Source organism: Pseudomonas sp. GW821-FHT09E12, assembly GCF_059416085.1.
This window is the reverse complement of the sequence record NZ_JBWKOM010000004.1, coordinates 375,838-389,020: the sequence shown is the minus strand read 5'-3', so window position 1 is coordinate 389,020 and position 13,183 is coordinate 375,838. Positions and strand designations below refer to the sequence as shown.

The following is a 13,183-nucleotide window of genomic DNA, read 5'->3' as shown; positions in this document are numbered from 1 at the left end:
GATCATGGCAAGGCGCCGAGGATAGCGCATTTCACGCCGCGCATTAACGGGGAGGCAGTTGCTGCAGGCGGTCCAGTATGTCCAGCACCACCATGCGCGGTGGCCGTTCATCGGTTTCAACCACCAGGTCGGCGATTTCCCGATAAAGCGGATCGCGAATCGCCAACAGGTCCCGCAGGGTCTTCGCCGGATCGGCCGTGCGCAGCAGCGGTCGATTGCGATCCCGTGCGGTGCGACCGACCTGCTGCTCCACAGAAGCATGCAGATAGACCACACGCCCCCCGGCATGCAGCGCCAGACGGTTGGCTTCGCGCATCACCGCGCCGCCGCCGGTCGCCAGGACCACGCCATCGGCGGAGCACAGCTCGGCGATCATGGCCTGTTCCCGATCACGAAAGCCCGGCTCACCTTCTTTATCGAAGATCCACGGGATATTGGCACCCGTGCGCAACTCAATTTCCTTATCGGAATCTTTGAATGGCAGGCGCAGCTCTTTGGCCAGCAAGCGACCAATGGTGCTTTTTCCAGCCCCCATTGGCCCAACAAGAATCAAATTTCGCACAGAATCAACGACTCACAGCAATCGCCTGGTTGTTCATGATACGCGGAGTGAGAAATACCAGCAGCTCGGATTTTTTCTCCGACACCACGTCACGCCGGAAAAGGCGGCCAAGATACGGCACATCGCCGAGAAATGGCACCTTATCTACAACCTTGCTTTGCGTATTGGAGAAAACTCCACCGATGACGATGGTCTCTCCATCGTTGATCAGGACCTTGGCGTTAACCTCGTTCTTCTTGATCGGCGGCACGTCCTGGACTTTGTTCAGGTAGTCCGGCTCGTCCTTGGTGACCTTGACCTCCATGATGATGCGGTTATCCGGGGTGATCTGTGGCGTCACCTCCAGGGACAGCGAGGCCTCCTTGAACGACACCGAGGTCGCCCCGCTGGAGGCGGCTTCCTGATAGGGGATTTCCGTGCCCTTGAGGATCTTCGCCGTCTCCTTGTCGGACGTGACGACCTTGGGCTGGGAGACGATTTCCCCGTTACCGGTCTTTTCCATGGCTGTCAGCTCAAGGTCCAGCAACACATTGTCGGTGATGAAGGCGATACCCAGGCCGGAGGTATTGGCGGTAGTGCCCAGGTCGACGAACGGTGAGTTGCTGCTGGTGCTGCCCGGCGTGCCTATGGTGGAGGAACCGTTGGTGCCGTTGCTGACCCCCGAGGCATTCCAGTTGCCCTGGTTCTGGATCGAGCCGCCCCAGCGAACGCCCAGGCTTTTGTCGTAGTCGACGTTGGCCTCGACGATCCGCGCTTCGATCATCACCTGGCGCACCGGGATATCCAGCTGGCTGACAATCCGACGCAGCTCGTCCAGGCGCTCCCGGGTCTGGTAGGCGATGATGTTGTTGGTCCGCTCATCGACAGTGATCGACCCGCGCTCGTCGGACTTGTCCTCGGCGCGGGTGACCGACTGGAACAACTTGGCGATCTCCGCGGCCTTAGCGTAGTTGACCTGCAGCAGTTCGCGCCGCAATGGTTCCAGGTCGGCGATCTGCTTCTGCGACTCCAGTTCCTGGCGTTCGCGGGCAGCGATTTCATCGGCCGGCGCCACCAGCAACACGTTGCCCACCTTGCGCTTGTCCAGCCCCTTGGTCTTGAGCACCAGATCGAGGGCCTGGTCCCACGGCACATTCTGCAGGCGCAAGGTAATGCCGCCCTGCACCGTATCGCTGGCCACCAGGTTGAGGTTGGTGAAATCGGCGATCAATTGCAGCACCGAGCGGACCTCGATGTCCTGGAAGTTCAGCGAGAGCTTTTCGCCGTTGTAGGCCGAGCGCTCGGCGTTGCGTTTCTGCAGGTCGCCCGAGGTCATCGGCCTGACGCTCACCGTGAGTTTGTTATCCGTCTGGTAGGTCGAGTAATCGAAAGTGCCGCCGGGCTCGATGGTGACGATGGCCTTGCCGGACTCCGCCCGGGCGCTGACGAACTGCACGGGGGTGGCGAAATCCTTGACGTCCAGCCTGACCCGCAGGGGCTCGGGCAGGCGGGCCTTGGCGAAGGTGAGAACGAGCTTGCCGCCGCGCTCCTGTATATCCGGGCTCATTCCCGAGTCGGAGAGATCGATCAGCACATTACCTTCGCCTTGCTCGCCGCGCTGGAAATCCACGCTGCGAATCGACCGCCCCACGGAAGCCACGGCTTTGGCCCGCCCGGACGCGACAGCCGGCTGCCCCGGCGCACTCAGCACCGCCGTCGCCCCCTGGCCGATCACCACAAACAGCTGATTGCCGGCGACCCGAGTGCTGTAGGGCGCCAGCGCGACCAGATTGACGACGACCCGGGTACGCTGCCCCGATTCGACCACCGTCACGCTGCGCGCATTGCCATTGCCCAGGTCACGGCTCTTGTCTGCCAGCTGACTGACAACACCGGGCAGATCGAGGGCGATCCGCGCCGGCTGGTCGGTGGTATAGCCGCGCGGCTCGGGCACCGGCCCATCGAAGGTGAGTTTCAACTCCAGGCGATCCCCCGGCAGTGCCGCGACATCCAGGGCCTTGAGGCTGGCCGCCATGGCCATCGGTGAAAGCAGCGCCATCCATAGCGCAATACCGAAGGCTGAAAAGATCCTGTTCATGATGCGAGTTCCACTATGAGTGTTCTTTTAATGGAATGGTCCGTGGTCGCTCCAGCCACGCTCCCGCTCCATCGGGAACAATCTCGACCACCTCGACCTGTGAATCGCTGATCGCGACAATCCGCCCGTCGTTACGCCCCAGGTAATCGCCGACCTTCAGCCGATGCACGCCACCGGCGCCACGCAACAGCGCAAAGAAGCCGGAAGCATTGGAAAGAGTGCCCACCATCTCGAACTGTTCGATGCTGAAGCCCTCGAGATACTGCTTGCTGCGGTTCGGATCCGGCTTGACCGCAGGCGAGCCTGCCCGACGTGCCGCCAGGTCCACCCTGACCGCAGGCTGAAACGGGCTGCGCAAGGGTGCGGCGTTATAGGTGAACGTTGGGTAAGACCCGAATGCCGGCATTGGTTCAATCTCGCCGGGCGACTGCAACCGCGCCTCGTTCATGTAGGCATCCAGATCACTGAAGTCGTCATCGTTGCCACAACCAGCCAGCCCGACAAATGCCAGCACCAGCAACAAGCCGTGAGCGCGCTTCATGGGCGTGGCACCTTGTAGCGGTAAGTCCTGGCCAGAATGTTCATGCGCAGGTTCGAACCGACCTGCGGCGTGACCGGTTTGATCTCGAAATCATGCAGGGTGACGATTCGCGGCAAACCGGCCACGCCGCTGACGAAAGTCGCCAGTGCGTGATAGCCGCCGGTAACCCTGATCTGGATTGGCAATTCGACGTAAAACGGCTGGACCACCTCCGGCAACAGCTTGATCTCTTCGAACTCCAGCCCGCTGCCAAGCCCGGTACGGCTGATGTCTTCAAGCAGGCCCGGCACCTCGGTATCGCTGGGCAACTGGCGCAGCATGAGGTCAAAGGCGGTTTCCATGGCCTTCATCTGTTCGGTGTAAGGCCCGAGGTTGGCCACCAGGCGCGCCTTGCTGGCGAACTGCTGTTTCAGCACGGCCTCGTCCGCCCGGCGCTGGTCGAGTTGCAGCAACAGGTCCTTGAGGTACAGGTTGTAGCCGAGGGCCAGTACCAGCAGCATGACCAGCGCTACGACCACGCCTTTGACCAGCGCCGGCCACGCCCCCATGTTGCTCATTTCCAGCTCGCCGAGATCGATCCGGCGCATCTGCGCCCACCCGCCGGACAGGTTCATTGCCCGTCCTCGCCCAGGGCGGGCCGGGTCTGATGGACGGTCAGCTGAAACACATTGACCTGGTCGGCGTTGTCCGCCCCGGCGGCCTTGACCTCTGTCAGGCTCGGCGCGTCGAACCAGTCGGAGGCGTCCAGGTTGCGCATCAGGTCCGAAACACGATGGTTCGATTCGGCCGCCCCGGTGATGGAAAGAGTCTGCCCGCTCATCCTGACATCGGTGAAATACACCCCGTCCGGCAGGGTGCGGACCAATTGGTCGAACACCCGCGCGCTGGTGGAGCGATTGCCTTGCAGATCCTGGATGATCTTCATCCGTTCCACCAGTTGCTCGCGATGCAGCTTCAGCTCGCCGATCTTGGCGATCCGTTGATCGAGCAAGGTGATTTGAGCGCCTACGTGATTGTTGCGCGCCAGTTGCCTGTCGATCGCCCGGTCGATGATCCTGTCGCCCGCGAACAACACACCCAGGGCCACCGCCGCAGCCGCCGCCAGGGCCAGGAAAAAGTGGCGACGCCGCTGTTCGCGCCGCGCCTCGCGCCAGGGAAGAAGATTGATCCGCGCCATCAGTCGAAACTCCGCAAGGCCAGCCCGCAGGCGATCATCAAGGACGGGGCCTCGCTGGCCAGGGCCGCGGCGTCGACCCTGGCACCGATGCTCATGCCAGCGAAGGGATTGGCGATCAGCGCAGGCAAGCCCAGGCGCTGCTCGATCAACGGGACAAGCCCCGGAACCGAGGCGCTGCCACCCGCCAACAGAATGGAATCGACCTGGTGTTGCGGGGCGGAAGCCTGGAAAAACTGCAACGAGCGCGAAACCTGTTGCACGACCGCCTCCTGAAAGGGTTGCAGCACCTCACTGGCGTAATCGTCCGGCAGGCCACCCTGCTTTTTCGCCAGGCCGGCCTCTTCTTTCGACAGCCCGTAGCGACGCTGGATGTGTTCGGTCAGTTGGTGTCCGCCGAACAACTGCTCACGGGAATAGACGATCTGCCCTTCATGCACGACGCTCAGGGTGGTCAGGGTGGCGCCGATATCGACCAGCGCCACGGTCCGGGCAGCCGGCGAGCCGGCCGCCAGGGCGAACGACCGCTCCAGCGCGCAGACTTCCAGGTCCACCACTCGGGCCGTCAGCCCGGCGAGCTCGAGCGCCGCCTCGCGAACTTCGATGTGCTCCTTGCGGCAGGCCGCCAACAGCACATCGACGCGTTCGGGATTGCGGGCCGAATAGCCGAGGACGTCGAAATCGATGGCGGCCTCGTCCAGCGGATAGGGAATGTACTGGTCGGCGTCGACCTTGAGCTGGCTTTCCCGATCGTCGTCGGACAGCCCGGCCTCCATCTCGATGACCTTGCTGATCACCGCCGAGCCGGCCATCGCCAGCGCCGCGTGCTTCGCACCCGGCCGGGCCCTGGCCAGCAGGCGAGACAGGGCATGCCCGACCCCTTCAGGCTCGACGATGTTTTTTTCGACCACGGCGTTGGCCGGCAACGGCTCCACGCCATAGGCCTCGACCCGAAAACGGCCACCGACACGGCTCAATTCAAGAAGTTTGACCGAGGTGGAGCTGATATCGATCCCCAGAAGGGAACTCGCCTTTTTACTGAAGAGTCCTAGCACTACCAATTCCCTATGACTATCCGTGACTTACGGACTCTGGAATGTCCATTGCGTTCAATCACCACGTCTTGACAGACGGGCAAATGACGCCCTTGGCGGAAAAATGCTTATAATGCCCAGCGATTTTTCCGCGATTTATCTGCTGCGTGAGCCGATTCCTGACTGTGAATACCTGACGCCCAATTCATTCCTTTCTCTGGAAATCCAAAAGCCTTGATTCGTCTGCTGAAGTTTTTCGGGTGGTCCATCGTCGCTGTGTTCTGCGGGCTGCTCCTCGCTCTCTCCGGCGCGTTTCTCTATCTTAGTCCTGGGTTACCGTCGGTAGAGGCGCTCAGAAGTATCCAGTTGCAGATTCCCCTGCGGGTGTACAGCAGCGACGGCAAGTTGATTGCAGAATTCGGCGAAATGCGCCGCACTCCAATCCGTTTCGCCGACATTCCCCCCAACTTCATTAATGCGTTACTAAGTGCTGAAGACGACAATTTCGCCAACCACTACGGCGTCGATCCCAGCAGCCTGATGCGTGCCGCGACCCAGTTGGTCAAGAGCGGGCACATCCAGTCCGGCGGCAGCACCATCACCATGCAGGTGGCAAAGAACTTCTTCCTGAGCAGCGAACGCAGCTTCTCGCGCAAGACCACCGAGATCCTCCTGGCCCTGCAAATCGAGCGCCAACTGACCAAGGACGAGATCCTTGAGCTGTACGTCAACAAGATCTACCTGGGTAACCGCGCCTACGGCATCGAGGCCGCGGCCCAGGTGTATTACGGCAAGTCGATTCGCGATGTCAGCCTGGCGCAGATGGCGATGATCGCCGGCCTGCCCAAGGCACCGTCGCGCTTCAACCCACTGGCCAACCCGGCGCGCAGTAAAGAGCGCCGCGACTGGATCCTCGGGCGGATGTACAAGCTCGGCAAGATCAGCGAGGCGGACTACACCGCGGCGATCAACGAGCCGCTGAACGCCAGCTATCACGTGCCGACGCCGGAAGTGAACGCACCGTACATCGCCGAGATGGCCCGCGCCGAGATGGTCGGTCGTTACGGCAGCGACGCCTATACCGAAGGTTTCCGCGTCACCACCACGGTACCGAGCGACCTGCAGGAACTGGCCAACACCGCCGTCCATGAAGGCCTGATCACCTACGACCAGCGCCATGGCTATCGCGGCCCCGAGTCGCGCCTGCCCGGCAAGACCCACGCCGCCTGGGCCCAGGAACTGACCAAGCAACGCAGCATCAGCGGCCTGGAACCGGCGATCGTCACCCAGGTCGACAAGAACGGCCTGCAGGTACTGACCCGCACCGGCGAAGAGCACGTAGGTTGGGACAGCATGAAATGGGCGCGCCCGTTCCTGAACACCAACAGCATGGGCGCCGCTCCCAAGCAGCCGAGCGATGTCGCCCAGGTCGGCGACCTGATTCGCGTGCAGCGCCAGGCAGACAACTCGCTCAAGTTCCGCCAGATCCCGGTCGTTCAGGGCGCACTGGTATCCCTCGATCCGCAAAACGGCGCCATTCGCTCGCTGGTGGGCGGCTTCGCCTTCGAGCAGAGCAACTACAACCGGGCGCTGCAGGCCAAGCGCCAACCCGGTTCCAGCTTCAAGCCGTTCGTCTATAGCGCCGCGCTGGACAATGGCTACACCGCCGCCAGCCTGGTGAACGATGCGCCGATCGTGTTCGTCGACGAGTACCTGGACAAGGTCTGGCGTCCGAAAAACGACACCAACACCTTCCTCGGCCCGATCCGCATGCGCGAGGCGCTGTACAAGTCGCGCAACCTGGTTTCGATCCGCCTCCTGCAGAGCCTGGGCGTGGACCGCACCATCGACTACATCAGCAAGTTCGGCTTCAACAAACAGGACCTGCCGCGCAACCTGTCGCTGGCCCTGGGCACCGCGACCCTGACCCCGATGGAAATCGCCACCGGCTGGAGCGTGTTCGCCAACGGCGGCTACAAGGTCACGCCGTACATCATCGACAAGATCGAAAGCCGCAACGGCGAAACCCTGTTCACCGCTAACCCGCCGAGCGTACCGGCTGGCGACACGGCCAGCAGCGGGATCGCGGCACCGGCGCAGCAGGGCTTCACGGTGGACAACGTCCCTGGCGAAACCCCGAGCCAGGCCCCTGTACAGGCACCCGCGGTGGCCGAACGCATCATCGATGGCCGCACCACCTACATCCTCAACAGCATGCTGGAAGACGTGATCAAGCTCGGCACCGGGCGGCGCGCCCTGGCCCTGGGCCGCACCGACCTGGCCGGCAAGACCGGGACCACCAACGAATCCAAGGACGCCTGGTTCTCCGGCTACAACGCTGACTACGTGACCACGGTCTGGACCGGTTTCGACCAGCCGGAAAGCCTGGGACGCCGCGAGTATGGCGGCACCGTGGCCCTGCCGATCTGGATGAACTACATGGGCGCCGCCCTCAAGGACAAGCCGGCCCATACTCAGGCCGAGCCGGAAGGCATTCTCAGCCTGCGGGTCGATCCGGTCAGCGGCCGCGCCGCGACACCGGGCACGCCGAACGCCTACTTCGAACTGTTCAAGAGCGAAGACACGCCGCCTTCGGTCAACGAACTGGGCAATGGCTACGCCCCTGGCAGCCCGCTGCCGGCGGACGAATCGGCGCCGATCGATCTGTTCTGACCGCCTTCGCGGGCAGACCTCTCCACTGGAACGAGGTCTACCCGCGACAAAGCCGCCACGGATCTCCCCCCGATCCAAAACAACACCCACAAAAAAGCCCCGACTCTCGCGAGCCGGGGCTTTTTTTCAACACGTCTTCGGCTTAGCCGTTGAACACGTCATCCACGCTTTTGAGCGGGTAGTTCTTCGGATACGGCAGGGTCGCCACGCCGGTCTCGATCGCGGCCTTGGCCACGGCATCGGAGATCACGGTGATCAGACGGGCATCCATAGGCTTCGGAATGATGTACTCACGACCGAATTCCAGCTTGATGCCGCCGTAGGCGTCGCACACTTCCTGAGGCACCGGCAGCTTGGCCAGTTCGCGCAGGGCGTTGGCCGCGGCCACTTTCATTTCTTCGTTGATGCGCTTGGCGCGAACGTCCAGGGCACCACGGAAGATGAACGGGAAGCCCAGTACGTTGTTGACCTGGTTCGGGTAGTCCGAACGGCCGGTGGCCATGATCACGTCGCTACGGGTGGCGTGCGCCAGTTCCGGGGCGATTTCCGGATCAGGGTTCGAGCAGGCGAACACGATCGGGTTGGCAGCCATGGAGCTCAGGCCTTCGGCGCTCAGCAGGTTCGGGCCGGACAGGCCAACGAACACGTCGGCACCTTTGAGGGCGTCAGCCAGGGTGCGCTTGTCGGTCGCGTGGGCGAAGACCGCCTTGTACTGGTTCAGGTCGTCGCGCTCGGAGTGGATCACGCCGGTACGGTCGACCATGAAGATGTTTTCGATCTGGGCGCCCATGCTCACCAGCAGCTTCATGCAGGAGATGGCGGCGGCACCGGCGCCCAGGCAGACGATCTTCGCGTCCGACAGGGTTTTGCCAGCGATTTCCAGGGCGTTGATCATGCCGGCCGCAGTCACGATAGCGGTGCCGTGCTGGTCATCGTGGAATACCGGAATGTCGCACTGCTCGATCAGGGCGCGCTCGATCTCGAAGCACTCTGGCGCCTTGATGTCTTCCAGGTTGATGCCACCGAAAGTGATGGAGATGCGCTTGACGGTGTCGATGAAGGCTTGCGGGCTTTCGGAGTCGACTTCGATGTCGAATACGTCGATGCCGGCGAAGCGCTTGAACAGCACGCCCTTGCCTTCCATCACCGGCTTGGAGGCCAGTGGGCCGAGGTTACCCAGGCCGAGAATCGCGGTGCCATCGGAAATGACTGCAACCAGGTTGCCCTTGCCGGTGTATTTGTAGGCCAGTTCAGGATCGCGGGCGATTTCGCGTACTGGTTCGGCTACGCCGGGGCTGTAGGCCAGCGACAGGTCGCGGGCGGTAGCGGTGGCCTTGGTGAGCTCGACACTCAGTTTCCCTGGACGGGGATTGGCGTGATATTCGAGAGCGGCAGTTTTCAAATCAGACATGTGGGCATTCCGCTTTTTACTGTTGGACAGACGGACCGCCGAGGATACGCGTGTCGCAAAGTCCCTACAAGACTGACCAGTCACCCCTGTCAAGGCCCGCAGGCTACGACTTTGGGCCAAGAGCCACGGAACACAAGGGGTAGACTGTTCACAATCGAAATAAAAAATGTCTACAATTTTTTATTTATTGAACCAGCTGGAACATTCCGGGATGGGTCAACGGCAACATCCAGCGCACCTGACCCGATTTCAAGCCACCCTTGCGTGAACGGTCGAGCACCCAGCCGCGCGCCTCGATCTGCCGCCCCGGCAGGCGATCCAACTGCACGCCATCGAATTGGCCAAGCAGATTGGGTGCAATGCGCAATACAACCGAATCCTGCAATTCGATCCAGACACCGCCCCGGTTGCGTTGCACCTTGCTCACCCGACCACTGAGCAGCGCAAATCCGGAGGCCTTTATCTGATCCGCTTTCAGTACAGACGATTGCCGCCACAGCCCCAGCCGGGCCTGCCGGGCGCTACGCTCGGCGGCTTGCTGGCAGTTGAACAAATCGACGTTCGGCGCGACCGCCACCTGGTAGCCCAGGCCCTCGGCAAGCAATTGCGCCTCAAGGTTGGCGCCATCGGCACCATAGACATGGGCCAGGGTCCGCCCATAGTGATCCCTGCTTTCCCGACCGGGAAGCAGGCCGACCCGACCGTTGCTGGCCTTCACCAGCGCCTGCAGGCGCTGACGGGCGGCAACCGCGAAGGGCTCATCGGTGCGGCCTTTTTTGCCCAGTTCCGGCGCATTGAGGCCGATCATGCGCACGCTGCGGCCATCGACGAGACGCAAGGTGTCGCCATCGACCACCCGCTGGACCTGCACAGAGGCCAGCCCGACCGGCGCCGGGCAGAACGCCTGGGCGCTGGAGAGCCAAATCGCGGACACAAAAAAGGCGCCCGCAAGGGACGCCTTTTTCATCAGCGAGGAGAAGCTGAAACAGCTTTCCAGACCGATCAGCCTTAGGCCTTTTTCGCGCCGAAAGCGCCGAAACGGTCGGCGAACTTCTGAACGCGGCCGCCGGTATCCAGAGTCTTCTGCTTACCGGTGTAGAACGGGTGGCATTCGTTGCAAACGTCGATCGCCAGCGGCTTAGCGAAGGTCGAACGAGTTTCGAACTTGTTGCCGCAGCTGCAGGTTACGGCAACTGCTGGGTATTCTGGATGGATATCGGCTTTCATGGTGTCTTCCTCAGGCTAGCGTGCCGCCACCCAACACTATTGTTGAATACCGCACGTAATTAGGCCGCGGATTCTACCAGACCTTTGCGATCACGCAAGCTGTCCCTTGCACCGACCGTCTGCTAGGCTCCGGGCCTTCTTCACCGCCCGTTCAATGAGATTTCCCCGCGTGCCCGACGCCATTTTGCGCCTCGCCCTGCCCTCCCCCCTGCGCCGCCTGTTCGATTACCGGGCCCCTGCCGGCGTACTGCGCACCCAGCTGCATCCGGGCATGCGCCTGCGAGTGCCATTCGGTCGCCGGGAAATGATCGGCATCCTGGTCGAGGTCACGGACAGCAGCGAAGTCCCGGCCGATAAACTCAAACCGGCACTGGCCCTGCTGGACGCCACCCCGCCGCTGCCGCCCGCGCTGTTCAAGCTGTGCCTGTGGACCGCACAGTACTACCAGCACAGCCTCGGCGATACCCTGAGCTGGGCGCTGCCGGTCCTGCTGCGCCAGGGCGAGCCGGCCGAGGCCCGGCAGGAACGCTTCTGGTCGGTCAGCCCCGGCGCCAGTCTCGACGACCCTCGCATCGCCCGCGCCCCACGCCAGCGCGAAGCCCTGGCGACCCTGGCCCAGCACCCTCACGGCGTCGCCCACCAGTTACTGAGCAAGCTGATGCTGAGCAAGGACAGCCTGGACCTGTTGCTGGCCAAGGATCTGGTGCAGGTGGAAGTCCGCCGGCACGCTCCGGGCGAACGCCACGAACATTGGCTGGCCCAGCCGGAACTGCCGCTCAACAGCGAACAGCGCGCCGCCTATGAGGCCATCCGCTCCGGCTTCGACAGCTATCACGCCTTTCTGCTGGCCGGGGTCACCGGCAGCGGCAAGACCGAAGTCTATCTGCAGCTGATCCGCGAAACCCTGGAAGCCGGCAAGCAGGCGCTGGTGCTGATCCCGGAAATCAACCTCGGCCCGCAGACCCTGGCGCGCTTCGAACAACGTTTCAACGCCCGCATCGCCCTGCTGCACTCGGCGGTCAACGACCGCGAGCGCCTGGATGCCTGGCTGGCAGCCCGCGACGGTGAGGCCGACATTATTATCGGCACCCGCTCGGCGCTGTTCACGCCGATGAAGAACCCCGGGCTGATCATCATCGATGAAGAACACGACGGCTCCTATAAACAGCAGGAAGGCCTGCGCTACCACGCCCGCGACCTGGCCCTGGTCCGCGCCCGCCAGGAAAACATCCCTATCGTGCTGGGCTCCGCCACCCCGTCGATGGAAAGCCTGCACAACGCCTACACCGGCCGTTATGGCCTGTTGCGGCTGAACGAGCGGGCCGGTGGCGCCAAGCAGCCGCGCTTCCTGCGCCTGGACGTGAAGAGCCGGCCGCTGGACAGCGGCATTTCCGGCCCCATGCAACAAGCCATCGGCCAGACCCTGGCGGCAGGCCAGCAGGTGCTGGTGTTCCTCAATCGCCGTGGTTTCGCGCCGACCCTGCTGTGCCACGACTGCGGCTGGATGTCCGAGTGCGAACGCTGCGACGCGCGGATGACCGTGCACCAGCGCTACGGCGAGTTGCGCTGCCACCACTGCGGTCACTCCGAGCGCGTGCCGCGGCATTGCCCGAAATGCGGCAAGGTCGACCTGCGCCCGGTCGGCGCCGGCACCGAGCGCGCCGAGGAGCGGCTGGCAATCCTGTTCCCGGACTACCCGGTGCTGCGGGTCGATCGCGACAGCACCTCGCGCAAGGACGCGATGAACCAGTTGTTCGCCACCATCCAGAAGGGCCAGCCCTGCATCCTCGTTGGCACCCAGATGCTCGCCAAGGGACACCACTTCCCGCGGGTGACCCTGGTCTCGATCCTCGATGCCGACGGCGGCCTGTTCTCCGGCGACTTCCGCGCCAGCGAGCGCATGGCGCAGCTGATCGTCCAGGTGGCTGGCCGCGCCGGGCGGGCCGAAGAGCCAGGCAAGGTGATCATCCAGACCCACCTGGCCGACCACCCGCTGCTGGTGCAGCTGACCGAGCAGGGTTACTTCGCCTTTGCCGAACAGGCCTTGAGCGAACGCCGCGCCGCCGGCCTGCCGCCGTTCGCCCATCTGGCGCTGTTGCGCGCCGAGGCGCACAAGCCGGGACAGGCCGAAGGCTTCCTCGACGAAGCCTGCGGCGAGGCCGAGCGCTTGCTGGCCGAGATGAACCTGGGTGGTATCGAATTGCTGGGGCCGGTACCGGCGCCCATGGAGCGCCGCGCCGGGCGTTATCGCGCGCAACTGCTGTTACAGGCCAATGCCCGGGCGCCGCTGCACAAGCTGCTGAGTCACTGGCTGCTGGTGCTGGAACAGATGCCCAGCGGGCGCCAGGTACGCTGGTCGCTGGATGTTGACCCTGTGGACCTGTATTGATAGAAAAACCGCCATCTTGGGCAAGCACGCTTCTGTAGGAGCGAGCGGGCGGCGATCCGACTTGCCCGCGATAAGGCCCGAACAGCCACCGCACA

The 13,183-nt window shown here is 63.1% G+C and carries 11 protein-coding genes; 2 read left to right on the top strand and 9 right to left on the bottom strand.

Annotation, left to right across the window (positions count from 1 at the left end; genetic code table 11):
• Positions 1–43 precede the first annotated feature (43 nt).
• From aroK to AC07PQ_RS13685, 6 genes are read right to left on the bottom strand one after another with little or no spacing between them, the layout of a single operon-like run.
• Positions 44–562, bottom strand: coding sequence for a shikimate kinase AroK (aroK, locus tag AC07PQ_RS13710; protein ID WP_009041824.1), 519 nt, complete (start codon positions 560–562; stop codon positions 44–46).
• 4 nt (positions 563–566) lie between these two features.
• A complete protein-coding gene (locus AC07PQ_RS13705) occupies positions 567–2,639 on the bottom strand; it encodes a type IV pilus secretin PilQ (RefSeq protein ID WP_087089782.1) in 2,073 nt (690 codons plus the stop codon).
• 13 nt (positions 2,640–2,652) lie between these two features.
• Entirely contained in the window at positions 2,653–3,180 is a 528-nt protein-coding gene (locus AC07PQ_RS13700) for a pilus assembly protein PilP (RefSeq protein ID WP_087089780.1), read from the bottom strand.
• Positions 3,177–3,794 carry a type IV pilus inner membrane component PilO gene (locus AC07PQ_RS13695; protein ID WP_007925847.1) on the bottom strand — a complete coding sequence of 206 codons (618 nt, stop codon included), beginning with the start codon at positions 3,792–3,794 and terminating at the stop codon, positions 3,177–3,179. The genes AC07PQ_RS13700 and AC07PQ_RS13695 overlap by 4 nt, the downstream gene beginning before the upstream one ends.
• Complete coding sequence (locus AC07PQ_RS13690) at positions 3,791–4,357, bottom strand: PilN domain-containing protein (protein WP_493185702.1); 567 nt, start codon at positions 4,355–4,357, stop codon at positions 3,791–3,793. Before AC07PQ_RS13690 ends, AC07PQ_RS13695 begins: the two co-directional genes overlap by 4 nt.
• Positions 4,357–5,409 carry a pilus assembly protein PilM gene (locus AC07PQ_RS13685; protein ID WP_493185701.1) on the bottom strand — a complete coding sequence of 351 codons (1,053 nt, stop codon included), beginning with the start codon at positions 5,407–5,409 and terminating at the stop codon, positions 4,357–4,359. Before AC07PQ_RS13685 ends, AC07PQ_RS13690 begins: the two co-directional genes overlap by 1 nt.
• A gap of 216 nt (positions 5,410–5,625) precedes the next feature.
• Here AC07PQ_RS13685 and AC07PQ_RS13680 point away from each other — a divergent pair, with 216 nt between their 5' ends.
• The gene (locus AC07PQ_RS13680; RefSeq protein WP_172963018.1) at positions 5,626–8,061 is read left to right on the top strand and encodes a penicillin-binding protein 1A; all 2,436 of its coding nucleotides are present in this window, start codon (positions 5,626–5,628) and stop codon (positions 8,059–8,061) included.
• Positions 8,062–8,203: 142 nt separating this feature from the next.
• On the opposite strand, the gene AC07PQ_RS13675 is transcribed toward AC07PQ_RS13680, so the two are convergent.
• The 3 genes from AC07PQ_RS13675 to rpmE all read right to left on the bottom strand — a co-directional run bounded on the left by AC07PQ_RS13675 (position 8,204) and on the right by rpmE (position 10,699).
• On the bottom strand, positions 8,204–9,472 hold the full coding sequence (locus AC07PQ_RS13675; RefSeq protein ID WP_202698808.1) for a malic enzyme-like NAD(P)-binding protein: 1,269 nt from the start codon (positions 9,470–9,472) through the stop codon (positions 8,204–8,206).
• Between the two features lie 184 nt (positions 9,473–9,656).
• Positions 9,657–10,439, bottom strand: coding sequence for a thermonuclease family protein (locus tag AC07PQ_RS13670; RefSeq protein ID WP_493185700.1), 783 nt, complete (start codon positions 10,437–10,439; stop codon positions 9,657–9,659).
• A 41-nt stretch (positions 10,440–10,480) separates the two neighbouring features.
• A complete protein-coding gene (gene rpmE, locus AC07PQ_RS13665) occupies positions 10,481–10,699 on the bottom strand; it encodes a 50S ribosomal protein L31 (RefSeq protein ID WP_007925855.1) in 219 nt (72 codons plus the stop codon).
• A 169-nt stretch (positions 10,700–10,868) separates the two neighbouring features.
• Here rpmE and AC07PQ_RS13660 point away from each other — a divergent pair, with 169 nt between their 5' ends.
• Entirely contained in the window at positions 10,869–13,088 is a 2,220-nt protein-coding gene (locus AC07PQ_RS13660) for a primosomal protein N' (protein WP_037034702.1), read from the top strand.
• The last annotated feature ends 95 nt before the right edge of the window (positions 13,089–13,183 follow it).

Coding starts and splice junctions, on each gene's coding strand:
- AC07PQ_RS13690 (WP_493185702.1), bottom strand. CDS start 4,357: ATGGCGCGGATCAATCTTCTTCCCTGGCGCGAGGCGCGGCGCGAACAG.
- rpmE (WP_007925855.1), bottom strand. CDS start 10,699: ATGAAAGCCGATATCCATCCAGAATACCCAGCAGTTGCCGTAACCTGC.
- AC07PQ_RS13695 (WP_007925847.1), bottom strand. CDS start 3,794: ATGAACCTGTCCGGCGGGTGGGCGCAGATGCGCCGGATCGATCTCGGC.
- AC07PQ_RS13675 (WP_202698808.1), bottom strand. CDS start 9,472: ATGTCTGATTTGAAAACTGCCGCTCTCGAATATCACGCCAATCCCCGT.
- AC07PQ_RS13705 (WP_087089782.1), bottom strand. CDS start 2,639: ATGAACAGGATCTTTTCAGCCTTCGGTATTGCGCTATGGATGGCGCTG.
- AC07PQ_RS13670 (WP_493185700.1), bottom strand. CDS start 10,439: ATGAAAAAGGCGTCCCTTGCGGGCGCCTTTTTTGTGTCCGCGATTTGG.
- AC07PQ_RS13700 (WP_087089780.1), bottom strand. CDS start 3,180: ATGAAGCGCGCTCACGGCTTGTTGCTGGTGCTGGCATTTGTCGGGCTG.